Here is a 24946-nt window from a genome sequence, read left to right on the forward strand (position 1 = left end):
AACTTAATTAAATAACATGTTCGCCTTGCTACTTTAGCAAGGCTTATAGATTAATGATACCAACTCTTTTGATAGGCTAAATTACCTAAATTGGCATGTGCCAGTGCTTTTTTCACCAATTGTGGGTCGTTGCTGGTGGGCACTAACTTGTCTTGTGTGTATATGTAGGTGGTTGCTGGTTTTTGTGGTTGTAAAATTACAACCTTATTACCTTGACCACTATTACCGGTTATGTAGGCAAAGTTTTTATCGTATTGCATCATTGCGCGTTGTTTATTATCTGCGATTGGCTGCGTAAGATCGCGACCTATCATTGGATGTTCACCACTGGCTCCAATCAATGATAATAATGTCGTCGGAATATCAAGTTGGCTAGCCAACTGATGATCACGCTTGGCATTGATACCTTTACCAAAAATAACCGCAGGAATACGAAAGTGATCAATCGGTACTAAACTTGCTCCCGATACGCGCGAGTCATGATCAGCAATCACTATAAAGACGGTATCGTCCCAGTAACTTGATTGCTTTGCTTTTTCGATAAAGGTGCCTAGCGCATAATCGGCATATTTTGCTGCATTATTGCGAGTTTGTTTTTCATTATCGTAAAGTGCAATTTTATTATCAGGGAACTCATACGGGCTATGGTTAGAGCTGGAAAATACTAAGCTAAAAAATGGTTGCCCTTGCTGCTGTAACTTGGTGAGCTCTATATCTGCTTGGTTGTATAAGTCTTCATCCGATGCCCCCCATGAGCCATTAAAATCAATATTGGCAAAGTCATTACTATCTACAATGTGTTGAAAACCATTACCCAAAAAGAAGCTTTGCATATTATCAAAGTGGCTTTCACCACCGTAAATAAACTGGGTTTGGTAATCTTTTTTGCTTAAAAAGTCAGCAATGGTAAAAAAATCACGTTGCGATTTATCAAGCTTTACTACTGCGCGAGAAGGGGTGGGGGTAAATCCAGTAATAACCGCTTCTATACCGCGAACTGAGCGTGTGCCCGTGGCGTATAGATTATCAAACCCCCAACCTCGCTGATAAAGTTTATCTATATTAGGGGTTAAAGGTAAGCCGCCTAAAGTACCCACATAACGTGCTCCTAAACTTTCTTGCAAAATGATAACTAAGTTTTTGGGCTTCCCTTGATACGCCGCTTGATGAAAGGTTTTGGTTGGTGTGCTGGCATCGTTAAAAACAGCTTGCTCATTTTGCATACTCGCGCGTACTAAGGCTAATAATTCCTCTTCGGCCATGGTGCCATAAAAGTCTTGGCTTGATTTTTCATTACTGAGTTGTTTAATTGCAAAGGCTACGCTATACAACGAGTTAAGACTAAGATCATTAAGTAAATGATCAGTTGAGAATGCCACCATTGCAGGGTTTAACGGCCGATGACCGAGTGAGTTACGTGCACCTAGAACGGTTAAGCACAGTAGGCTAATCATCAATAAGGAGTGTTTTATGATTGGCAACTGACAGTGGCTACGCCATTGATTGGTAAAAACTTTTGTAGCCAGTTTGACCCCAACGATCAAGAATAATAAAGTGGTGAATACCTCTATTTTATACCCCGCAAAAATCATGCGAGAGACTTCTTTTGGGTATATTAAGTATTCAATAAATAAGCGGTTTGGACGCAAGTCATATTCACTAATAAAGGTCGCAGTGATCACTTCAAAGAAGATCAGCAATGCGGTCATTAGCAATAAATAGTATTTAATGATGCCACGAATAAGCTGCTGTTTAGAGACTAATGTGCTGATAATTATCAACAACAATGCCGGCATTAAAATATAACTTAAGGTAGCCGTATCAACGCGCAAGCCGCCAACAAAAATATTTAGCCAAGCATGAGAGCTAAATACTCGCTCACCTTGCCATACACTTAAGCTAAAACGAGCCAGGGTTAACATAGTTAGCGATAAACTAAAAAATGTTAGCAATACCGAATATGGACCGAGTTTATTTTGTAGTTGCGCAAGAGTAAATTTATCAGTTATGCCCATAAAATAGCCCACCAAACCAGTGTGCTAATCATCATTGCTATAAATACACTGGCAGAGGCAATATCTTTAGCCAGCCCAGAGAGTTCATGATGTTCTGTACCAATACGATCAACCACCACTTCAATCGCGGTATTGACTAACTCGGCGAATAGTACAAACAGCAAGCTGGCAATTAAAATAAGTTTATCGCTGGTGGGAATATTCGCCAGCCACGCAAACACTCCAAGTAATAAAAATAGCGTGAGTTCTTGCTGAAATGCAGCTTCAAATCGCGTCATCCATTTTAAGCCATTGAAAGTATGGCGTAAGGTAAATAAAAGGCGTAGTAGTCCTTGGCGTTTGAGTACCGTTTTCGAATTATTCATTATTGTTTTTCACTTTTTTATTAATTGCTTTACAGTTACTTACTAAATCTAAAGACTGTTCATAGGCTTTACTTTTGATGCCTATTAGAGTGATTAATGTATGGAATATATTGTCGTGAGAAGCAGCTTGTTGTTGATCAACACTCTTTAAGCAACTTTCTGTAATACGTTGGTTGCCTTTGGCAGCCCACATATACATAGGGACATGGGTTTGGCCACTAGGAGCAAAGCTATACGGAAAGCCATGTAAGTAGGCGCCATTTTCGCCGAGCGACTCACCGTGATCTGAAATATATACAAAGGTTTTATCAATATTGTCAGGTAAGTTATTCAGTTCGGTTAACATTAATGAATTTACGTAGTCGCTATACGCTATGGTGTTGTCGTAAGTATTAACTAACTGCTCAGTGCTACAGTTTTGTATATCACTGCGGTCGCAGGTTGGTGTGAATTGCTTAAATTGATCTGGGTAGCGTTGGAAGTAAGTGGGTCCGTGAGAGCCCATCATATGCAATACAATGACCGTATTGGCTTGGCTTAAATTAGCTAGTTTACGTTTAAGTGGTGCTAGTAACGCTTCGTCATAGCAATGCTGTTGTTCACAAAGTGCAGAGTTATCTACCTTGATGGTAATGTTGGTGACGCGATTACAGACATTTTTACAGCCACTGTTATTATCAATCCACAACACATCAGCGCCAGCGCTTTGGGCAATGTCGAGAATGTTTTGCTGGTTATCAGCTTCGTTACGTGAGAACTCAGCTTGGTTTTGTTGTGAGAACATACAAGGGACCGATACCGCTGTTGCGGTTCCACAGGACGCTACATTGTTCAGGTACGTTACTTTGAAAGGTCGAGTGAAACGGTTGGTATCGCGTGTATAGCCTTGGTAAGCAAAGTTTTCAGCACGTGCTGTTTCACCTACCACGATAACGGTTACTTGCGTGTGTTGTGATGCACTTAGTGCTGGCGCTGGGTCTAAAATTTGAAATGGTTCGTCAGAGACCAGCCATTGATCGCGAATATATTTATAGCCACTGCTTAAATATTGGAATGGAATTAACTCTTTCTTTAATAATTGATTGTTACGTCCGGTAGCGGCATAGTCGGCATAAAAACTCAATACAATTACGGCGATTAAGGCAAAGCAGCCCAGTAGCAGTTTACAACGACTCACCAGCTCTTTGCTAACCAGACTAAAGCGAACCTTGGTTTTGATTAAAACCAATAGCGGCAGTAAGGCGAACAAACAAAAGAATATAATAAATTGCAAGTTAAGATAGCTTGCCGCTTCATGACCGTCAGTTTCAAAGGTGTTTTGAATCATAGAATAGTCAAATACCACTCCATAATTTAAAGTGCCATAAAGAGCGGCGCACGAGCTTAACAATAATATGTAATTAATTGGTTTGAGTAGCCAGCGACTAGATAAGAATGAAAAGAAAATAATTAATAAGCACAGCAACAGTAACGGCACTGAGAGTAAAAATAACCACGAAAAAGAGGGCAATGTGGTGATTGCGTTAAATGCACCATGCATAAAAGGGATATTGATGATTAAGCAGTAATAACATGCTAATGCGATGATAAAAGTATTGGCGCTACAGGTAATGTAGAAGCGCTTTTTAAAACCTGTGCTGAGAAATTGGCTTACCAACATAAATTGAGAACTCAATAATAATAATCTAATACCTGCATGGTAGAGTCCAAGACTTAAGAAACACTTAAGGCTAACTAGTCATTTCCTGAATGAGGTGATTTAAAAAGAATGATTTATTGTGATTTCGTCAAAAATTAATCAAACCAGTAATTGGTTATAACGAGGTATGAAATATCAATAGCTTCATATATTAGGGAAATTAATCTATTTAGGCTTACATATTGGATTTTTATGCCTTTAAAATTGATTGGTGAGTGTTTTTTTAGATTGATTTTAAGGTTGACTTAGCACTCCCATCGCGGTACTAATATAAAAAGACAGCGGGGGAGTTGCAATTCCTTCGTAAATTAACAAATTTTGGTATTTATTACATGCTTACAAACGCACTAAACCTAGTCCTTATTAACGTCGTGGTGATTATTATTACCGCGGGGGCTACTTAGTGCTTTAAAAATACGTAAAGCATTATAAAAGCCCCCCGCACTTAACCAGTCGGGGGGCTTTTTAGTTTCAGGGTTTAGCAATAGTTAAGTATAGATATGTCACTGAGGAATGAGGATTATTTAATGACAGGCGCAGAGTTAACAATTGATTTATTAGCCAAACACGGCGTAAAAGAAGTATTTGGTTACCCTGGTGGGGCAATCATGCCAATTTACGATGCGCTGTATGGTGCGCCGGTTAAACATTATCTCACTCGTCATGAGCAAGGTGCAGGTTTTGCTGCTGTTGGTTTTGCTCGTAGCACGGGTAAACTTGGGGTGTGTTTTGCGACTTCAGGCCCTGGGGCTACTAACTTAATCACCGCGCTTGCTGATGCGATGATGGATTCAGTGCCATTACTTGCGATCACAGGCCAAGTACCAACTGCTGCCATTGGCTCTGATGCGTTTCAAGAGATTGATGTATTAGGTATGTCATTATCCTGCACTAAGCACAGTTATATGGTTGAACGTCCTGAAGATTTAGCCGAAATACTGCAAGAAGCCATGCATTTAGCGCAATCAGGTCGTCCAGGCCCTGTGTTAGTAGATATACCAAAAGATATTCAAATGGCGCAAGTGCCTTTTCATCCTTGGCTTGCGGCTGATGATTACTTACCGGTGTTAGATTTAAAGCAAGTGGCTATTGCTAACCAACTATTAAGCGAAGCCAAACGGCCTGTTGCCTATGTAGGCGGCGGTGTACAGGCGGCTGATGCGCAAGTACAACTAATGCAATTTTTAGAAAAAACCCAAATGCCTGCGGTTTCAACGCTAAAAGCATTGGGCAGTGTATTACCTGATTACGAATATAACTTAGGTATGTTGGGCATGCATGGCGGCCAAGCTGCAAATTTAGCGGTACAAGAGTGTGATGTTCTAGTATGCATCGGTGCGCGCTTTGATGACCGTGTAACAGGCAATTTAGGCAAGTTTGCGGCTAAAGCAAAAGTGATCCATTTAGATATAGATGCTGCTGAAATTGGTAAGCGTAAACCAGTTAAAGCATCATTAGTTGCTGATTTAAAAACCTCATTGCCGCAATTAGAGTGCTTTGTAACTGAACAAGCATGGCGTGATCATGCCAAAGAGATGATGATTGAACATGCATGGCGTTATGACTATCCGGGCGAAAAAGTATATGCCCCGTATTTATTAAGCCTACTAAGCCAGCGGATGCCAAGTACAGGCGTTGTGTGTTGTGATGTTGGTCAGCACCAAATGTGGGTGGCACAACATATGAAGTTTAGTCATCCAAGCAACCATTTAAGTAGTGGTGGCGCCGGCACTATGGGCTTTGGTTTACCTGCGGCCATTGGTGCGCAAGTCGCTCGACCAAATGATTTTGTGATCACTGTTTCTGGTGATGGTTCAATCATGATGAACATTCAAGAGTTAGCCACTATTCGTCGTAACAATTTACCGGTAAAAATATTAATTTTGGATAACCAACGTTTAGGTATGGTTCGTCAATGGCAAGAGTTATTTTTTGAAGGGCGTTATTCTGAAACTGATTTATCAGATAACCCTGATTTTGTGCAATTGGCTGCCGTATTTGGTATCGCTGGGCAAACGATCACCCACGCTAACCAAGTTGATGATGCAATTACAGCATTAGTAAATAGTAAAGGTCCTTATATAGTACATGCCTGTATCGACGATAAAGAAAATGTTTGGCCGCTAGTACCGCCGGGTGCCGCGAATGACGAAATGATGACGGAGAGTGGAAAATGAAACACAGTTTAACAGTCGCTTTAAAAAATCAAAGTATCGCCGTTGAGCGCTTTTTGCGTGTAGTTCGTCATCGTGGTTTTGATTTAACCCATTTTCAATTGAATATGGATGATGGTCATTACCATGTGGCTATGACGGTCGACAGTGATAAGCCAATTCACTTATTAACCACGCAGCTCAATAAGCTGGTGGACGTTAAGCAAGTAACGCTAGAAAATTTACAACAGCAAGCAATGTAGTTTGCTGTAAAAACTAAATCAACAGGGCTATTGGGTCTTTTCCCCTTAGCAATAAAAATTTAAGAATGAGGATGTCAGTTACATATTAAAAGTAACTGCAAACACTGAGGTAACTATGGCTAAATTAAGAAGTGCAACAACAACTGAAGGTCGAAAGCGCGCAGGTGCTCGTGCATTATGGCGTGCAACAGGAATGACAGATAGCGATTTTGGCAAACCGATTATTGCGGTTGTAAACTCATTCACGCAATTTGTACCTGGTCATGTGCACCTTAACCAACTCAGTGAGCTTATGGCAGAAACCATCACGCAAGCGGGTGGTGTGCCAAAAGAATTTAATACTATTGCCATTGATGATGGTATTGCCATGGGCCACGGCGGTATGTTGTATTCATTACCATCGCGCGACTTAATTGCTGACTCAGTTGAATACATGGTAAATGGTCACTGCGCCGATGCAATGATCTGTATTTCTAACTGCGACAAAATCACCCCAGGAATGATGCTGGCGGCACTTCGTTTAGATATTCCAGTAATCTTTGTGTCTGGTGGCCCAATGGAAGCCGGTAAAACTAAGCTTGCCAATATTGATATCAAACTAGATTTAGTTGATGCCATGGTAAAAGGTGCTGATGAATCAGTAAGTGATGCTGACTCAGAGCAAGTAGAGCGCTCAGCATGTCCTACCTGTGGCTCGTGTTCGGGCATGTTTACCGCCAACTCAATGAACTGTTTATTAGAAGCAATTGGCCTCGCACTACCTGGTAACGGCACTACACTTGCGACTCATAAAGATCGTAAACAACTGTATGTTGAAGCCGGTGCACGAATTGTTGATTTATGCCGTGAGTATTACCAAAAAGATAATAAAGAAGTTTTGCCGCGTGCTATCGCTAATAAAACCGCGTTTATGAATGCCATGGTGGTTGATATTGCTATGGGTGGCTCGTCAAATACCGTATTGCATTTACTTGCCGCTGCGCAAGAAGCCGGTGTTGATTTTGATATGTCGCACATTGATGCGTTATCTCGTAAAACACCTTTCTTATGTAAAGTAGCGCCTGCAACCGCGCAATACCATATTGAAGATGTGCATCGTGCAGGTGGCATGATGGCAATAATTCGCGAGCTTGGCAAAGCGGGCTTAGTGGATCTGTCGGTAAACCATGTTGCTGGTATGACTATGGCAGAGCTAGTTAAAAAATGGGATGCCACTGATCCAAACAACGAAGCCGCACAAAAGTTTTATCGAGCGGGACCTGCAGGTATTCGCACCACCAAAGCAATGAGCCAAGAATGTCGTTGGGATGAAGGCGATAATGACCGTGAACATGGTTGTATCCGTAGCGTTGAACATGCGTTTCGCCAAGATGGTGGCTTAGCCGTACTATCGGGTAATTTAGCTGTTGATGGTTGTATTGTGAAAAGCGCGGGTGTGGTTGATGAAATGCTACACTTTGAAGGCACCGCCGTGGTGTATGAATCACAAGACGATTCAGTTGAAGGCATTTTAAATGACGAAGTAAAAGCCGGTGACGTAGTCGTTATTCGCTACGAAGGACCGAAAGGCGGACCTGGCATGCAGGAAATGCTTTATCCAACCAGTTACTTAAAATCAAAAGGTTTGGCTGAGCAGTGCGCACTTATAACCGATGGTCGCTTCTCGGGCGGTACGTCAGGTTTATCAATTGGCCACGTTTCACCAGAAGCGGCCAGTGGCGGTGCCATTGCTTACGTTGAAAACGGCGATAAAATTATTATCGATATCGCTACCCGCGAAATCACGTTAGCGTTAACAGATGAAGAACTTGAAGCGCGTAAGCAAAAGCAACTCGCTCGTGGTAAACAAGCGTACAAACCACTCGATCGTGAACGTTATGTATCATCTGCGCTAAAAGCGTATGCGCTACTTGCAACCAGTGCTGATAAAGGCGCGGTGCGTGATTTAGCCAAACTGGAGGAGCTTAGTTAATTATGGTTTCTCAAGAGCTCGATTATTTTCGCGCTATTATCCAAGCCAATATGGAACCACTGGCAAAAGTTACTGAGGTTAGCGAAATGGCTGAACTCAGTGCTCGTCTTGGTAATCAAGTATGGCTAAAGCGCGAAGATCAGCAGCCAGTTTATTCGTTTAAACTGCGTGGTGCATACAACAAACTGGCTAAACTGCCAGCCGGTTCAGTGGTGATCACTGCCTCAGCTGGAAATCATGCTCAAGGGGTGGCGCTCAGTGCGTCACACTTAGGGCATCAAGCAACGATTGTAATGCCAGTGACGACCCCTGAAATCAAAGTCAATGCGGTACGTGCGCTTGGTGGCGAAGTGGTTTTACATGGCCATCATTTTGATGCTGCCAAAGCTTATGCACTAGAACTTACTGAGCAGCGCGACGGCATATTTGTTCCTCCATTTGATGATCCTGATGTAATTGTAGGGCAAGGCACGGTTGCACGTGAATTAATGCAGCAGCTTAATCAACTTGATGCGGTATTTATTCCAGTTGGTGGTGGTGGCTTACTTGCTGGTATGGCCGTGTATATAAAGTCATTGCGCCCAGATATAAAAGTAATCGGTGTAGAAGCTGATGAAAGTGCCTGTTTACAAGCGGCACTTGCAGCAGGCAAACCCGTCGAGCTTGAACGGGTTGGCAGTTTTGCCGATGGTGTTGCGGTAAAAATTATTGGTACCGAAACCTTTCGTTTGGCGCAAAAGTTTTGTGATGAAGTAGTCACTGTAACCGGTGATGAAATATGTGCGGCGATGCAAGATATTTTTGTTTCAACCCGTGCGATTGCTGAGCCATCAGGTGCGCTGGCAACGGCTGGGCTGAAAAAATGGTGTCAGCAAACAGGCCAAAAAGGGCTGCATTTAGCAGCTGTGTTATCTGGCGCAAACTTAAACTTTGACCGCTTACGTTATGTGGCTGAGCGTACTGCGCTGGGAGAGAAAAACGAAGCGTTGTTAGCAGTAACCATCAATGAAGAAAAAGGCAGCTTTAAACAGTTTTGCGCCTCATTAGGTGGTCGCGCAATTACTGAATTTAACTACCGTTACGCAGGCCCTGGTGAAGCGCAAATATTTGTTGGTGTTGCACTGCGCCAAGGTCAGCAAGAGTTAGATGAACTGACAGCTGATTTAACCACCAATGGCTATCAATTTTGTGATTTATCAGATAACGAACTGGCTAAATTACATGTTCGTTATATGGTTGGTGGTAAAGCACCTGAGCAGATGCATGAGCGGTTATTACGCTTTGAGTTTCCTGAATATCCAGGCGCACTAGCGCGCTTTTTAGATACCTTAGGTAGCAATTGGAATATTACTTTGTTTCATTATCGTAATCATGGTGGTTCGATGGGCAATGTATTAGCAGGGTTTGCGATTGAGCCTAGTCAGTATGAGGTATTTAACGAGCATTTAAATCGCTTAGGTTACAGTGTGCAAGATGAAACACTGAATCCGTGTTTTACCCAATTTTTAACTACTCAACGTCCCATCGATAGGGTGCAAGCGGTTAATAATTAAATATATACCCAAACCACCAGAAGATACGAATTCTGTAGCTTGAAGTGGTTTTAGTATAAGCAAGCACCTCAATTGAGGTGCTTTTTTGTCTCTTTGCAAACTCAATGTCTTGGGTTTATAGTTATAGCAATATTAGCCAACTAATTAGATTACGATTTGTCATTAAAAGGACTGAAATTTCAGCTTTATGCTGCTCTGCTGATACTTAGCGGGCAAAGTGTTGCGGCAGCGGATGTGACTTTACAACTAAAGTGGACGCATCAATTTCAATTTTCTGGTTACTATATGGCTCAGCAACAAGGCTTTTACAAAGCGGCAGGGCTAAACGTCACTATTTTACCAGCAGATCCTGAGAACCCAGATACCTTTAGTAAAGTGTTGGCTGGCCAAGCTCACTTCGGGGTCGGGCACTCAGGTATTTTACAGCAACGGATCGCAGGTAAACCCTTGGTGGCAATGGCTGCTATTTTACAATTTTCTCCTTATTGTTGGATGGTAAAAAAAAGCTCCGATATTTTTCATCCTCGGGATTTTGTCAATAAGCGTCTTAGCAGTATCAGCCGCAAAGAAAATGCCGAATTATTGGTAATGCTCGAACGCAGTGGTATCCAAACGAATAATTTACCTTCTTATGAAAGTGGTAACAGCACTACGGATTGGTTAGCTGGGAGTATTGATGCGATGCAAGTGTACGTGACTAATGAGCCGTATATTATGCGTGAGCAAGGCATCGACTATAGACTTATTTGCCCGCAGAAGTATGGAATTAATGTGTATAGCGATATTCTTTACACCACAGAAAATATGCTCGAACAACACCCGCAAACAGTTGAAGCATTTTATCAGGCCAGCTTAAAGGGCTGGCGCTATGCAATGATGCATATGGATGAAACAATTGCATTAACTCAACACCAATACGCACCCAATAAAAGCTTTTCTCAGCTTGCCTATGAAGCTGAAGTATTGAGTGATTATATTTTACCACCAGGCACTAATTTAGGCTCTATGTCGATAGCGAAATGGCGGTTGATTGCTGATCTATACGGGATTGAGCAAGATGCCTTTAATCAGGCGCAAGATGGCTTTATTTACCAGTATGTTGAACCTGAAAAAATTAAAATGTCGTGGATGCTTATTACAGCAATTATAATTAGTTTGTTATCGATACCACTTTATTTACGCTTGATGTTCAGAAAAAGCGTATAATGCATAGATGAAATGACCATCGCTAAAATCACATGAGCCTTGCTGAGCAGTTTACAGCCCTAGATAACTTATTACATAGTACTCGCCACTATTGGCAATGCACTGCATTCGATTTTGATCTGCTGCCATGGCCTGAATTAGAACAACCATTAACGCTGTTGAGCGATCAACAAGTTGCCGAACTCGATAGCAATCAAGATGCCTTGTATCAATTTTTTAGCCCGTATATTCCCGTAGTCAATAACTTAGCTACATTGTGTGACTTACCTCAAGCCTCCACTACGCGTAGCGAATATCCGTTTTGGATCAGCAATGGTATTAAAGGGCGCAAGTTTGCGCAGCTGCAAGATTTTGTCTGTGCGCTTGGCCAAGAATCACAACTACCTGTATTAGAATGGTGTGCAGGGAAAGGCCATTTAGGACGTATGCTGGCATTTAACCGTGCGCCGAGTGTGCACAGCATCGAACTGCAACAACATTTATGTGAACAAGGTCAGCAAAGTGCTCAGCAACAAGGGCTAGCCATGCACTTTAGCCAAGCAGATGTACTTAAAGATGATGTAACTGAGTATTTTCAACAAGCACAACATGCCGTAGCGCTGCATGCTTGCGGAGCGTTACATCAGACCTTCATGAGCACCGCAGCTAGCGCGCAAACGCAAAAAATCAGTTTATCCCCGTGTTGCTATCACTTATTCACCGCTAATGATTATCAAGCTATGAGCGATGCCGGAAAGCGTAGTCAACTGCAGTTAACGCATCGTGATTTAAAATTAGCACTACAAGAGACGGTGACAGCGCCTTCTCGGGTAGATAAAGTTCGTAAAACTGAAGTGCAATGGCGGTTGGGTTTTGATGCCTTGCGCAAAAGTCTCACCAGCGAACAAAATTATGTCAGTGTGCCCTCAGTTAACAAAGCTATTTTTTCAGATTCATTTAAAGCTTTTTGTGCATGGGCAGCGGAGAAAAAGGCGCTAGATATACCGCAAGGTATTGATTATGAATCCTTTTTAAAAAAAGGCGAAATGCGCAAAAAAGTCACTGAACGTATCGAACTGGTCCGTCATGTGTTTAGAAGAGCAATTGAGGTTTGGCTTGTGCTCGATCGTGCTTTATATTTGCAACAACAAGGTTATCAAGTCAGTGTGCAGACGTTTTGCGAAAAACAATTAACGCCACGTAATATCTTGATCCAAGCTACCGTCAAAGACAGAAAAGAGATGTAATGAGAAAATTAAAAAACTTATTTGAAAATAATAAACGCTGGGCTGAACGAACGTGTAAAGATGATCCAGAATTTTTTAAAATTCTATCCATGCAGCAAAACCCAGAATACTTGTGGATTGGTTGTTCGGACTCTCGCGTACCGGCTAATGAAATCGTTGATCTAATGCCGGGTGAGCTATTTGTTCATCGTAATGTGGCGAATGTGGTGGTGCATACCGATCATAACTGCTTATCAGTGATGCAGTACGCCGTTGAAGTGTTAAAAGTTAAACATATTATGGTTGTTGGTCACTATGGCTGTGGTGGTGTTCAGGCAGTACTCAAAGATGCTAAGTTTGGTTTAATTGATAACTGGCTTCGTCACGTCGGTGATGTAAAAGAAAAATACACCTCAAAGATCAATGCACTCGCAGAAAAAGATCGTCTCAATAGCTTGATTGAATTGAATGTAATTGAGCAAGTACGCAATGTATGCCGTACTAATATCGTCCAAGAAGCATGGCAGCGTGGCCAAGAGTTGACTATTCATGGATGGGTTTATGGTCTGGCAAACGGTCACTTACACGACTTAGAGTCAGTCGTTACTTGTGCCGATGAAGTTGATGTTAACTATAAAAGTGCTGGGCTTAAAGTGTTTGAACGTTACGTAGTAGAATAAGTACGTAACCTAAGCACTGCGTCCTATCTGGGCGCGGGCTACCTTCAGTAATTGTAATCTTAGTTTTAAAGGCTAAGTCGATGTGTTTTTTGTGTGGTGAAAACACCCTCTATACTTTCGGTGTTTTTCGCTTGCGATATTGCAGTGGTGTTTCAAAAGTAAAATTATGAAAGGCATGACAAAAGTGAGCATGATCATAATAGCCACATTGCAAGGCTATATCTGTTATCGGTGTTTGGCTGTCAGCTAGAAGTGTGCGTGCGGCTTTTAGTCGGTAAAATTGCTGTAATTGAGCTGGACTAACCCCGGCTTCTTTTTTTAAGCGACGCTCAAGAGTACGACGTGTCAGGCCAAGTTGCTTGCCAACACAGCTGGTGGAATTATTGAGTTGAATGAGCTGCTTGATCACTTTAATTGTATTGCTTGTTACGAGTTGATTGCTAATTGCTTGGCTGAGTAACCACTGCTCGAGTAAATACAGTTGGCTGGTTAGTGGACTGCTTTGCATTTGTTCAACACATGCTATTAAACTGTGATACCAGCTTGGGGTAAAATCTTCACCGAGTAGATAATTTTCTTCAGCTAACTCGTGTAGCGTTATACCTAATAAGTGATAAGCACCAGTAGGCGCAAAACGAATACTGACTAAATAATCCTGATTGCTGAAAGTTGTTGCCTGCGTTTGACGATTAAATGCGAAGGTAATAAGGGGTGTCGCATTGCTAAAATTAATTGTTAGGCTTGCGCCTGCATCAGGGTAGAGCTTTTCTTTAAATAACTGTGCTGCTTGTGTGGTTGTTGAACCTATTTTCCAATAACACTGCACCCAATCAGTTAAGCGTTGATCGGGTGCGAATTTTTGAAAGCTCAAATGGGGCAATGGATCATTTACTAATAAAATGGCCATGGTGTTAACCTGACTTATACCGTCGCAATAGCGATTTCTTCTTCGCGTAAAGTCAGTACTTCATAGCCGTCAGCGGTGACGACTATGGTGTGCTCCCACTGCGCAGAAAGCTTTTTATCGCGAGTAACCACAGTCCAGCCATCCGGTTTAGTTTTTACTTTTGCTGCCCCTTGGTTGATCATTGGCTCAATGGTAAAGGTCATACCTTCTTTAAGTTCAACGCCGGTATTGCGTTTACCATAATGTAAAACTTGCGGCTCTTCGTGCATTTGCTCACCAATACCATGTCCGCAGTATTCACGTACAACGCTATAGCCATTAGTATGGGCAAAATTAGCGATAGCGTTGCCTATATCGCCTAACCTCACTCCCGGTTTTACGAGCTTGATGCCTTGCCACATTGCTTGATAAGTTTTTTCGACTAAGCGCTTGGCCAACGGAGACACTTCACCAAGCATATACATTTTACTTGAATCGGCAATAAAGCCATTCTTCTCAAGGGTAATATCTAGATTGACAATATCGCCAGATTTTAATGCGCGTTTAGAGTCTGGAAAACCGTGGCAGACTACTTCATTTACTGAGCTGTTTAACACATAAGGATAATCGTATTGGCCTTTGCTGGCAGGACGCGCAGCAAGCTCATCAACAATATAGCGCTCAACTAAATCATTGATCTCCATGGTGGTGATGCCGATTTTGACCTGTTGATCTAAATAGGCAAATACCTTTGCCAGTAGGCGACCAGACTCACGCATTAGCTCTATTTGTGCGGGAGTTTTAATAATTATTTCACTCATGCAAAGATTCTCCTGCTGTTACATCGGCTTGTGCAAGTTGCTGTTTGATTATTTCGGCGTAGGTCATGGTTGGATTAAGCTCAGCTAGCATGCCTATCTTTATCCAGTATTCAGATTGAGAGTTTATAGATCGTACCATAGTGGTACTGGCTTTGCGGATCTCTTCGTGCAGTTGGTCGCTGATTTTTACGATACCCATAACAGTGCCTATATATAAAACGTATACGTATCGTATATAGATGTTGAGCTGTATGCAAGGCGTAAAACAAATCAGGCAGCCGAAGCTGCCTGAAGTAATAACTAAAACAGTATTATTCTGGTTGCTCGCTTTGCTTATTACTACTGAGTTGTTGCTCAAGTAGTGCAACTTTTGCTTCTAATGCAACGAGCTTTTCGCGGGTGCGAATTAGTACTTGGCTTTGTACATCAAATTCTTCACGGCTGACAAAGTCCATCTCAGCAAGCTTATTTTGAATAGCTTGTTTGGTTTTCGCTTCAAACGTATCGGCAAGGTTTTTAACGCCTTGCGGCATGTTACTGGAAATCTGTTTGGCAATTTCTTCAAGTTTTGCTGGGTTGATCATGTCTGTCCCTTACTGTCGCGTAAATGATAATGGCTAATGTTACCTTATTGGCTAGGCGTATTGTAGTGATTACGTTAAAATTGCCGGTCTTTAATGCAATCTCTTTGGTCGATATGAAACTCAATCCTAAACAAGATGAAGCGGTAAAATATATTAGTGGTCCATGCCTAGTGCTGGCGGGGGCGGGATCAGGAAAAACTCGTGTAATTACTAATAAAATCGCTTACTTAGTACAAAAATGTGAGTATCAAGCACGTAATATTGCCGCGGTGACCTTTACTAATAAAGCGGCGAAAGAGATGCGCGAGCGAGTTTTTCAAACGTTAGGTAAAAAAGAGTCAAAAGGCTTGTGGGTATCTACCTTTCATACCTTAGGCCTTGAGATCATTAAAAAAGAACTAACAACGCTGGGTTTTAAACCCGGCTTTTCATTATTTGATGATCAAGATACCGGGCAATTAATTGCTGACTTAACTGAAGAAGAGCTAAAAAAAGACAAAGATTTACTCAATCTATTAAAAATGCAAATAGGCAGCTGGAAGAACGAGCTTATTTTACCAGAGCAAGCGATTCGCGAAGCGCGAGAGCCACAAAAAGCGCTATTTGCGCAATTGTATGCGCGTTATCAAACCCAGTTACGCGCTTATAATGCTTTGGATTTTGATGATTTGATCATGATCCCCACCTTATTACTGATCAATAATGCAACCTCGCGTGAGCGCTGGCAACAACGTTTCCGTTACCTGTTGGTGGATGAATATCAAGATACCAATACCAGTCAATATCAATTAGTTAAGTTGCTTGTGGGTGAGCGTGCGCGTTTTACCGTGGTAGGCGATGACGATCAATCAATCTATTCATGGCGCGGTGCACGACCACAAAACTTAGTGTTATTAAGCAAAGACTTTCCAGGTTTACGACTCATTAAGCTTGAGCAAAACTATCGCAGTGTGAAGCGTATTTTAAAGGCTGCTAATATCTTGATTGCCAATAACCCTCATGAATTTGATAAAAAACTGTTTAGTGAGTTAGAAAATGGCGAGCCGATCAAAGTGATTGGCTGTCGTGATGAAGAGCATGAATCAGAGCGGGTCGTCGCCGAGATCATCTCGCATAAATTTATGAAGCGCACCAGTTATAAAGATTACGCTATTTTGTACCGTGGTAATCACCAAGCGCGTGGCTTTGAAAAGTCGTTAATGAGTAACCGAATACCTTACAAGATCAGTGGCGGAATGTCGTTTTTCTCACGCTCTGAGATCAAAGATATAATGGCGTACTTGCGCTTATTGGTGAATCAAGATGACGACAATGCGTTTCTACGTATTGTGAATACTCCGCGCCGTGAAATAGGCACAGTTACGCTGGAAAAGTTGGGTACCTTAGCCAATGAAAAACATGCCAGTTTATTTGCCACCTGTTTTGATAACGACTTAGGTTATCGCTTAAAAGGTCGTGGCTTAAACTCGTTGGCCGGATTTGCACGTTGGGTGGTTGAGCTGTCAGATAATGCGGTACGTGGTGATACCCTAGAAGCGGTAAAAGATTTAGTTAGACAAATAAATTACGAAGCCTATTTATACGAGTCATCGCCGAGTGCGAAAGCCGCAGAAATGCGCATGAAGAATGTTTCTGAGTTGTACCGTTGGATCACCGATATGCTCACCGGTGATGCGGATAACCCGCCATTGACGCTTGCTGAAGTGGTGAGTAAGTTAACGTTGCGTGACATGTTAGAACGTAACGAAGAAGAAGATGAAGCCGATGCGGTGCAATTACTCACGTTACATGCCTCTAAAGGCTTGGAGTATCCTTACGTATTTATGGTCGGCATGGAAGAGGGCTTATTACCGCATCAAGTAAGTATTGATGAAGAAAACGTTGATGAAGAGCGTCGCTTAGCCTATGTGGGGATCACTCGTGCTCAGCAAGAGCTGACCATGACCTATGCAAAAATTCGTCGTCAATTTGGCGAAACATCACAAACCGAGTTGAGCCGCTTTATACAAGAGCTACCGCAAGATGATTTAGCATTTGAAAATAAAAAAGCGCCAAATACGCAAGCCGAACGAATGGAAAAGGGCCAAGCCAGAGTCGCTAATTTACGTGCCATGCTGAAAAAGCCTGAGTAGTTCATCTAAACTGCGGATAATAAACTGGTTATCCGCGACGCATATCGTTAATTTAAAATTTGCTCGTTCGAAGAGTCAGCTGGGAGTGTTGCTGTGGAACTAATTGCATGCTGCCTACCAATAAATAGCGATAAACCATGAGTGTCGAGTAAGGCTCTATAATTTAATATTGAAGGGCCTTTCGCGATTACTTTTATTTGTTTTATCTTAGTTATTGCTAGTACACCTTGTAGTTGTAAATCAAAGCTTTGTTGTTGTAACACTCGCTTACTAAAGGTAGAGCTAAGTAATAAATAATCGAAATTAAGATCGCAAAGTAAATTAAGTTCGCAGCGATCTTTGGCAAAATCATTTAAGCCAATCGAATAGCCTTGTTCACTTAGCATTTTTAAATTACTAATTTGCACCGCAGAAGCGTAACGGATCTCTTGTTCGTTAAATAATAAACAAATTTGTTTTGTTATGCTGTGCTTTTGCATTGTTAAGCATAACGCCTGAAATTCATTTTTCTCCAGTAATAAACCCGAGCAAGGGAATAACACCATTTGCAGTTGTGCCGTTTGGATCTGCTGGCACGCCTTGGTTAATAACTGTAATTCTACTTCCAGCTGTTGTGCTTTATCAGCGGCAAACTTCTTTAATATTTCAAAACTGGTGCTGCCAAGTACTGGGTGTTCGCCAAATGCCTCAAGCAATGATTCTGATTGATGCTGTTCATCAAGTGTAATAATTTCAGAGCAGCGAAAATGCATTGGTAAAGAGTCTAAGTGATGACTGGTTTCCAACTCATATGGGCTGGTGCCGGCACTAAGCAGTGGATGGTAAAACTCAAACCGGCTGCGACCAGCATTTTTTGCATAATACATGGCAGCATCAGCATCACGAATAATTTCATCCGTATGCTTGTAGTTTGTTTTTGAGTAGGTAATACCGACACTGGCACCACTTTGTACACAAATACCTTTCATACAAAATGGTTTTTTCATCAGTTCAATTAATCGCTTAGCAACATCTTCGGCTTGTTGGCGATCGGTTAAGTGCGTTAATAAAATTACAAACTCATCGCCACCTAAGCGCGCAAGTAAATCGTGCTCCCGAATACATTGTGAAAAAGACTCACTGACGCTAATTAAAAACTGATCACCGGCTTGATGACCAAGTTGATCGTTAATATCCTTAAACTTGTCTAAATCAATAAACAGCACAGCAAACTGTTGTTCAGGGTAACGTTGATAATGCTGTAGAGTTTTTTCTAATTGGGTTAAAAACAGACTGCGATTAGGCAAGCCAGTAAGTGGATCGTGGTGGGCATCATGATAAAGCTGTTGCTCTATTTTTTTGCGCTCTTCAATTTGCATTTGTAAATGCATATTGGTTTGGAGGATCTCTTTGGTTTTTTCAGCAACTCGAAACTCTAATTGTTGATGGCTTTGTTTTAAGGCTTGAGCAGCTAAATGTGCTTGTAATACAGTCGCTATTTGATGCGATACAAAGGTAATTAATTCAAAGTCGTCTTGATTAAAAATATGCTTATGATTGTAGGCTTGGCAAGTTATTAAGCCAATCACACCTTGCGCTGTTTTTAATGGCGCACCTAACCAGCTAGTTGCTGAGTTTGAAGTGTTGACTTGCCCTGGTCTTTCTACTTCACCGGATTTGAGCAGTTTTTGTGCTCGGGTACAATCAATGAGTTGAGTTTGTTCGGTACGTAACACTAATTCGCTATAACCTTTGGCGAAAGGGCGCGGTTGAGTGTTATCTCTATATTCATCCACACAGTACGGAAAGTTTAACCAACCCGTTTCGCGATCATACAATGCAATGTATAAATTCTCAGCGTAAGTTATTGATTTTATTATTTCATGTACTTGTTGATATACTTCATCAATATGCTTTGTTTGCGTCGCTAGCTCTGAAATTTTAAACAGAATATGTTGCCGTGCGAGGGTTTTTTTATGTTGTTCTACTTCGAGGTTAAGTGCTTCATTACTTTGCGTTAATGCGCGAGTTCTTATTTTTACTTCAGACTCTAATAGTTCGCGTTTTTTTACCCGCTCGATAGCCGTTGATAAGTAGAGCGACATTACTTCTAATAGCTCGATTTGTTGCTCAGAGTAGTTTTGTTGTTTATCGTAACTTTGTGCGACAAGCACCCCAATAATGCTTTGTTCTCGGTATACCGGCACGCCTACCCAATGTTCTGCTGGTGTGCCAAGTAATTTAAATAACCCCTTGTTGGCAGCAGCCTGCATTTCATCACCTTGGAAGTAGGTGGTTTTACCTTGTTTAAAAACATACCCAGTGACACCTTGGATAAAATTATTATCTTGATTAAGTGGCACAGAGATACCATCTTTTTCATCAGCAAAGTAAGAGAGTTCAAGGGTGTTACTAAATTGATTTAACAGCACCACGTAAAAACTTTTACTTGGCATATAATCTTGCAAAATATCATGAATAGCAGGGTAAAGTAGCGTTAATTCGGCAACAGAACTAGCTTGCTCTGATAATTGGATCAGGGCATTTTGTAAGTGGTGGGATTGCTTATACTTTTGGACTAGAGCTTTTAAACGATTATTTTTATGCTCCAGCTTATGTAGTAAAGCTGTTATATCTTCCAGTGACATTAAACCGATTTTTATTATTGTATATTTATTGGACTTATATTTTCACTTTTTTGCTGAATCGTCAAGCGGCCAATAGTATTAGAAAATGATAATAATAAATAGTGATAAAGGTAGGTTAATATTTATTTGTATAATAAAAAAGGCTGAAAAAATCAGCCCTTTATAAAAAAAAGTACAGAATTAAGTATTATTTTTTGCTCATGAAATCAATAGCTGCGCTTATTTCATCATCTGAGCAATCCATGCATGTACCGCGTGGTGGCATTGCATTAAAACCATTAATTGCATGACTTAATAGAGTGTCAGCGCCTTTCGCTAAGCGTGGAGCCCAGTCATCTGCTGATTTTGGTGCACCAAGTGCGCCAGTACCATGACATGCAAAGCACGCACCTTGGTAAACTTGTTCACCGGTACGAGGACCTGTTGGCACTTCAGCAACTGCTGCTTTATCGCCTTCAAAGTAAACGGCACCTATAGGCGCGATACGTTTTTTGATCGCATCTTCAGTCATAGAGTTATCATATGGCTGTGCGTATGCGGTGGTTGCTAGCAATAATAATGCTGCTGATAGTTTTTTCATTTTGCCTTGCTCACTTCGATTTGAACGTGATCAATCACGATAGATGACGGAATTTAGAACGATTATAACGCTAAGCCGCAATTTATAAAACGCTACGATGTATTTTTCTTATGAAAAAACACTATTTTTTTGCGCCAGCGCAACAAAGCAGCTACTTTAGAATGACTGATTTGCGGTTTTTTTAGCACCTAATTAGCTCATTTTCAAAAGCGCAGCGACTAGTTTTTCAATACCTGCATCAGCATCTAAAATTGATTGCGCTAACATGTAAGCTGGAGTGCTTACGAGTTTATGTTGCTCATCAATTACAATATCATCTACTGCACAATTAATGTGTTGAGCGCCTAAACTTTGTAGTGCGTTGGCAGTATCAACATCATTACCAATAGTGGTTTTTACGCCAGCACTGTAGATCAATGGGATCATTGCTGGAGCAATGCACATATAGCCTGCTGGTTTTTTGGCATTCGCAAATGCTTTAGCAGCACGAAGCATTTCAGGGTTTAATTGTGCTTGCGCACCATTGATCGCAAAATCACACAGGTTTTTAGCCGCGCCAAATCCACCAGGCACAATCAAAGCATCAAAGTCATTAGCATCTAACAGTGTTAACGCTTTGATATCGCCACGGGCAATGCGTGCCGCTTCGACTAATACGTTCCGGTTAGGGGTCATTTGTTCCCCATTCAGGTGATTGATCGTGTGCAATTGCTCAATATCAGGGGCAAAACACTGGTAGCTTGCTCCGGCTTTGGCAATATGTAATAACGTTAATACGGCTTCGTTGATTTCTGCACCGTCATAAACTCCACAACCTGCTAAAATTACAGCTATTTTTTTCATATACTATGCCCTTATTTATTATTCATAAAGTCAGTTTAGCATGACTTTTGCTGACTGTTATGGCCTTATTAAGATCATTTTGTGATCATCAATAATGATGAGTTAAAGATTATTTTTATTTGATCAATCCACTCGAGGCAGAGCAAAAACGCGCTATATGCTTTTTTTTAAGTTGGCTAATAGGAAAAAATTATAAAGGATCGCTATGATCTTTGATCCATTGTGATAGAATGCTCGTCCGGTTATTTATAAGGAATGAATTAACCGTTTTTTAGTTGTAAAAAGCCACAATCAAGCAAAGCAATAAAATGTTTTTCCACATTGTGATAAAAATAATAAAAAAAGAACCTCGTATTATCTTTTTAAAACAAAACATACACTTAACTTGTTTCTAAGTAGTTTTAAATTACTTTGGAGGAATAGCTTGTGGGTGTTATCTACATAGTTATCCACAACTTACTCTTATTTAACGGTTTAAACAAAGCTTAATTCACAGTCGTTTTATGCGTGTCCTTATGGCATGCTTACAGATATTTCGTTTTCTCTCATTTAGGATCCAATTACATCATGGCTCAGATCCCTGAAAATCCACTTATTTTAGTCGATGGCTCTTCCTACTTATTCCGTGCATATCATTCACCACCGCATTTAACTAACTCAAAAGGTGAAGCAACAGGCGCTATTTATGGCGTTGTTAACATGATGAAAAGCCTGATCAAACAGTATGATCCAAGCCATATGGTGGTGGTTTTTGATGCTAAAGGTAAAACTTTCCGTAATGATATGTACAGTGAGTACAAAGCCAACCGCCCGCCAATGCCCGATGATTTGCGCACGCAAATAGCGCCACTGCACGATATTATTAGGGCGATGGGTTTTCCGCTTATTAGTATTGAGGGTGTTGAAGCGGATGACGTGATTGGTACATTCGCCCGTATTGCTTCAGAGCAGCAGCGCCATGTATTGATCTCAACCGGTGATAAAGACATGGCTCAGTTAGTGAATGAGCATGTCACTTTGATCAATACCATGACCGACAGTATTTCTGATCCAGACACTGTGGTTGAAAAATTTGGCGTTGGTCCTGAACTGATCATCGATTACTTAGCTTTGATGGGCGATAAAGTAGATAACATCCCAGGTGTCGATGGATGCGGCCCTAAAACGGCGGTTAAGTGGTTACAAAAATACGGATCATTACAAGGTGTGCTTGATCATGCTGATGAGATCAAAGGTAAGATCGGCGAAAAGCTTGCCGCCGCAGTCGATCATTTACCGCTAAGTTATGAACTGGCTACCATTAAATGCGATGTTGAAGTTGAATCAGACTTAGATACCTTTAAATTGCAAGAGCCAAATCGCGATGAACTGATTGCCTTGTATGGCGAGTGTGAGTTCCGTCGCTGGTTAGCTGAGTTATTAGATAATCCAAAAGATGCAGACACTCACTTGGCTGTCCCCAGTGAAGCGAATGAATTACCGCAAGTGGCTGATGCTCACTATGAAACAATCCTGACAACAGAGCAATTAGATACTTTAGTCGAGCAATTAAATGCCGCTGAACTATTTGCCTTTGATACTGAAACAACCAGCCTTGATTACATGCAAGCTAAACTTGTCGGGATGAGTTTTGCTGTTAAAGCTGGCGAAGCCGTGTATTTACCGGTTGCCCATGATTATCCTGGCGCGCCCGAACAGTTAAGTTTAGAGACGGTGATGGCGAAGATCGGGCCAATTTTAGCTGATGAAAACAAAGCAAAAGTTGGTCAAAATTTAAAATATGATAAGAGTGTATTGGCTAATGCCGGTTTTGAGCTAAAGGGTATTAAATTCGATACTATGCTTGAATCTTACGTATTTAATAGTGTTGGTACTCGCCATGATATGGACTCGTTGGCGCTAAAATATTTAGGCCATAAAAATATCAGTTTTGAAGACATTGCTGGTAAAGGTAAAAAGCAGCTGACATTTAATCAAATCGAACTTGATAAAGCGGCACCTTATGCCGCAGAAGATGCGGATATTACGCTTCGTTTACATCAAGTATTATGGCCGAAAATTGCAGCCGATGAAAAGCTTAAATCGGTATTTGAAGACATAGAGATGCCGCTTGTCAGCGTTATTTCAGATATTGAGCGCACCGGTGTTGCGATTGATAGTAAAATGCTTGCCGCGCACAGCCAGCGTTTGGGTGAGCGTTTAATTGAGCTGGAAAAAGAAGCGCATGAGATTGCTGGTGAACCATTTAACTTAAGCTCACCAAAGCAATTGCAAGTATTGTTGTTTGAAAAGCTTGAACTGCCAGTTATTAAAAAAACGCCAAAAGGCGCACCTTCTACAGCTGAAGAAGTACTACAAGAGTTGGCTCACGATTACCCGCTGCCTAAAGTTATTATTGAGCACCGGGGTTTATCTAAGCTTAAATCAACCTACACTGATAAATTACCACTGATAGTTAATGAGCAAACGAAGCGTGTGCATACTTCTTATCATCAAGCGGTAACGGCAACTGGCCGATTAAGTTCAAGCGATCCTAATCTGCAAAATATTCCTATTCGTTCAGAAGAAGGACGCCGTATTCGTGAGGCTTTTATTGCTGCAGATGGCTATAAAATAGTGGCTGCCGATTACAGCCAAATCGAACTACGTATCATGGCGCACTTATCGCAGGATAAAGGCTTGTTAAATGCGTTTGCCAATGGTCTTGATGTACACAGTGCAACTGCTGCGGAAGTGTTTGGTGTTGAGTTAGAAGATGTAACCACGGATATGCGCCGTAAAGCTAAAGCGGTTAACTTTGGTTTAATTTATGGGATGTCAGCATTTGGTTTAGCACGTCAACTTGATGTACCGCGCCATGAAGCGCAACATTACATTGATAAGTATTTTGAACGTTTCCCTGGTGTGCTTGAGTACATGGAATCAACCCGTGAGAAAGCTGCCGAAAATGGCTATGTTGAAACTATTTTTGGTCGTCGCTTACATTTACCAGAGATCAACGCCCGTAATGGCGCGCGCCGTAAAGGAGCCGAACGTGCTGCGATTAATGCACCAATGCAAGGCACCGCTGCTGATATCATCAAAAAAGCCATGCTAACAGTCAACAAATGGGTGTATGAACAAGCACCGAATACGGTTAAATTACTGATGCAAGTACACGATGAATTGGTATTTGAAATCAAAACTGAGTGTGTTGAGCAATACACCGCAGAAATTTGCCAGTTAATGTCTGATGCTGCGAAATTAGATGTGCCATTAGTGGTTGAAGCTGATAGCGGAGATAATTGGCAACAAGCCCATTAATCACTGAGCTTTTTAAATCATATAGGCGCGGCTGCATTGAGTGAAGCCGCGCTTTTTTA

General features: G+C 41.4%; 19 protein-coding genes. 9 read left to right on the forward strand and 10 right to left on the reverse strand.

Features of this window, described 5'->3' with window-relative positions:
• Positions 1-50 precede the first annotated feature (50 nt).
• From PSR9079_RS17285 to PSR9079_RS17295, 3 genes are read right to left on the reverse strand one after another with little or no spacing between them, the layout of a single operon-like run.
• Complete coding sequence (locus tag PSR9079_RS17285; RefSeq protein ID WP_149982592.1) at positions 51-2015, reverse strand: LTA synthase family protein; 1965 nt, start codon at positions 2013-2015, stop codon at positions 51-53.
• Entirely contained in the window at positions 2006-2380 is a 375-nt protein-coding gene (locus PSR9079_RS17290) for a diacylglycerol kinase (protein ID WP_149982593.1), read from the reverse strand. The genes PSR9079_RS17285 and PSR9079_RS17290 overlap by 10 nt, the downstream gene beginning before the upstream one ends.
• Entirely contained in the window at positions 2373-4040 is a 1668-nt protein-coding gene (locus PSR9079_RS17295; RefSeq protein ID WP_149982684.1) for a phosphoethanolamine transferase, read from the reverse strand. The genes PSR9079_RS17290 and PSR9079_RS17295 overlap by 8 nt, the downstream gene beginning before the upstream one ends.
• 566 nt (positions 4041-4606) lie before the next feature.
• Here PSR9079_RS17295 and ilvG point away from each other — a divergent pair.
• From ilvG to can, 7 genes are all read left to right on the forward strand, one after another.
• A complete protein-coding gene (ilvG, locus tag PSR9079_RS17300; RefSeq protein ID WP_149982594.1) occupies positions 4607-6256 on the forward strand; it encodes an acetolactate synthase 2 catalytic subunit in 1650 nt (549 codons plus the stop codon).
• Positions 6253-6495, forward strand: coding sequence for an acetolactate synthase 2 small subunit (ilvM, locus tag PSR9079_RS17305; RefSeq protein ID WP_145238377.1), 243 nt, complete (start codon positions 6253-6255; stop codon positions 6493-6495). Before ilvG ends, ilvM begins: the two co-directional genes overlap by 4 nt.
• A 115-nt stretch (positions 6496-6610) precedes the next feature.
• Positions 6611-8467 (forward strand): dihydroxy-acid dehydratase, encoded by a 1857-nt coding sequence (gene ilvD, locus PSR9079_RS17310; RefSeq protein WP_145238380.1) that lies wholly within the window; start codon positions 6611-6613, stop codon positions 8465-8467.
• Between the two features lie 2 nt (positions 8468-8469).
• The gene (gene ilvA / locus PSR9079_RS17315) at positions 8470-10020 is read left to right on the forward strand and encodes a threonine ammonia-lyase, biosynthetic (RefSeq protein WP_149982595.1); all 1551 of its coding nucleotides are present in this window, start codon (positions 8470-8472) and stop codon (positions 10018-10020) included.
• 156 nt (positions 10021-10176) lie between these two features.
• Positions 10177-11226 carry an ABC transporter substrate-binding protein gene (locus PSR9079_RS17320; RefSeq protein WP_149982596.1) on the forward strand — a complete coding sequence of 350 codons (1050 nt, stop codon included), beginning with the start codon at positions 10177-10179 and terminating at the stop codon, positions 11224-11226.
• A 32-nt stretch (positions 11227-11258) separates the two neighbouring features.
• Positions 11259-12452: a methyltransferase gene (locus PSR9079_RS17325; RefSeq protein ID WP_149982597.1), complete on the forward strand. Its 1194-nt coding sequence runs from the start codon at positions 11259-11261 to the stop codon at positions 12450-12452.
• Complete coding sequence (gene can / locus PSR9079_RS17330) at positions 12452-13111, forward strand: carbonate dehydratase (protein ID WP_145238393.1); 660 nt, start codon at positions 12452-12454, stop codon at positions 13109-13111. The genes PSR9079_RS17325 and can overlap by 1 nt, the downstream gene beginning before the upstream one ends.
• 109 nt (positions 13112-13220) lie before the next feature.
• Here the strand turns inward: can and PSR9079_RS17335 are convergent, their stop codons facing one another.
• The 4 genes from PSR9079_RS17335 to ubiK all read right to left on the reverse strand — a co-directional run bounded on the left by PSR9079_RS17335 (position 13221) and on the right by ubiK (position 15402).
• A complete protein-coding gene (locus tag PSR9079_RS17335; protein WP_149982598.1) occupies positions 13221-14018 on the reverse strand; it encodes a helix-turn-helix domain-containing protein in 798 nt (265 codons plus the stop codon).
• Between the two features lie 14 nt (positions 14019-14032).
• Entirely contained in the window at positions 14033-14818 is a 786-nt protein-coding gene (gene map, locus PSR9079_RS17340) for a type I methionyl aminopeptidase (RefSeq protein WP_149982599.1), read from the reverse strand.
• Entirely contained in the window at positions 14811-15017 is a 207-nt protein-coding gene (locus PSR9079_RS17345) for a ParD-like family protein (RefSeq protein WP_149982600.1), read from the reverse strand. Before PSR9079_RS17345 ends, map begins: the two co-directional genes overlap by 8 nt.
• A gap of 112 nt (positions 15018-15129) precedes the next feature.
• The gene (gene ubiK / locus PSR9079_RS17350) at positions 15130-15402 is read right to left on the reverse strand and encodes a ubiquinone biosynthesis accessory factor UbiK (RefSeq protein ID WP_145238407.1); all 273 of its coding nucleotides are present in this window, start codon (positions 15400-15402) and stop codon (positions 15130-15132) included.
• A gap of 113 nt (positions 15403-15515) precedes the next feature.
• Here ubiK and rep point away from each other — a divergent pair, with 113 nt between their 5' ends.
• On the forward strand, positions 15516-17534 hold the full coding sequence (gene rep, locus PSR9079_RS17355) for a DNA helicase Rep (RefSeq protein ID WP_145238754.1): 2019 nt from the start codon (positions 15516-15518) through the stop codon (positions 17532-17534).
• A gap of 47 nt (positions 17535-17581) precedes the next feature.
• Here rep and PSR9079_RS17360 read toward each other — a convergent pair whose 3' ends face one another.
• The 3 genes from PSR9079_RS17360 to elbB all read right to left on the reverse strand — a co-directional run bounded on the left by PSR9079_RS17360 (position 17582) and on the right by elbB (position 21584).
• The gene (locus PSR9079_RS17360) at positions 17582-20161 is read right to left on the reverse strand and encodes a diguanylate cyclase domain-containing protein (protein ID WP_149982601.1); all 2580 of its coding nucleotides are present in this window, start codon (positions 20159-20161) and stop codon (positions 17582-17584) included.
• A gap of 187 nt (positions 20162-20348) precedes the next feature.
• Complete coding sequence (locus PSR9079_RS17365) at positions 20349-20741, reverse strand: c-type cytochrome (RefSeq protein WP_149982602.1); 393 nt, start codon at positions 20739-20741, stop codon at positions 20349-20351.
• A 192-nt stretch (positions 20742-20933) separates the two neighbouring features.
• Positions 20934-21584: an isoprenoid biosynthesis glyoxalase ElbB gene (elbB, locus tag PSR9079_RS17370; RefSeq protein WP_149982603.1), complete on the reverse strand. Its 651-nt coding sequence runs from the start codon at positions 21582-21584 to the stop codon at positions 20934-20936.
• A gap of 567 nt (positions 21585-22151) precedes the next feature.
• Here elbB and polA point away from each other — a divergent pair.
• Entirely contained in the window at positions 22152-24887 is a 2736-nt protein-coding gene (gene polA / locus PSR9079_RS17375) for a DNA polymerase I (RefSeq protein WP_149982604.1), read from the forward strand.
• The last annotated feature ends 59 nt before the right edge of the window (positions 24888-24946 follow it).

Source organism: Pseudoalteromonas rhizosphaerae (assembly GCF_902498845.1).
Classification (GTDB): domain Bacteria; phylum Pseudomonadota; class Gammaproteobacteria; order Enterobacterales; family Alteromonadaceae; genus Pseudoalteromonas; species Pseudoalteromonas rhizosphaerae.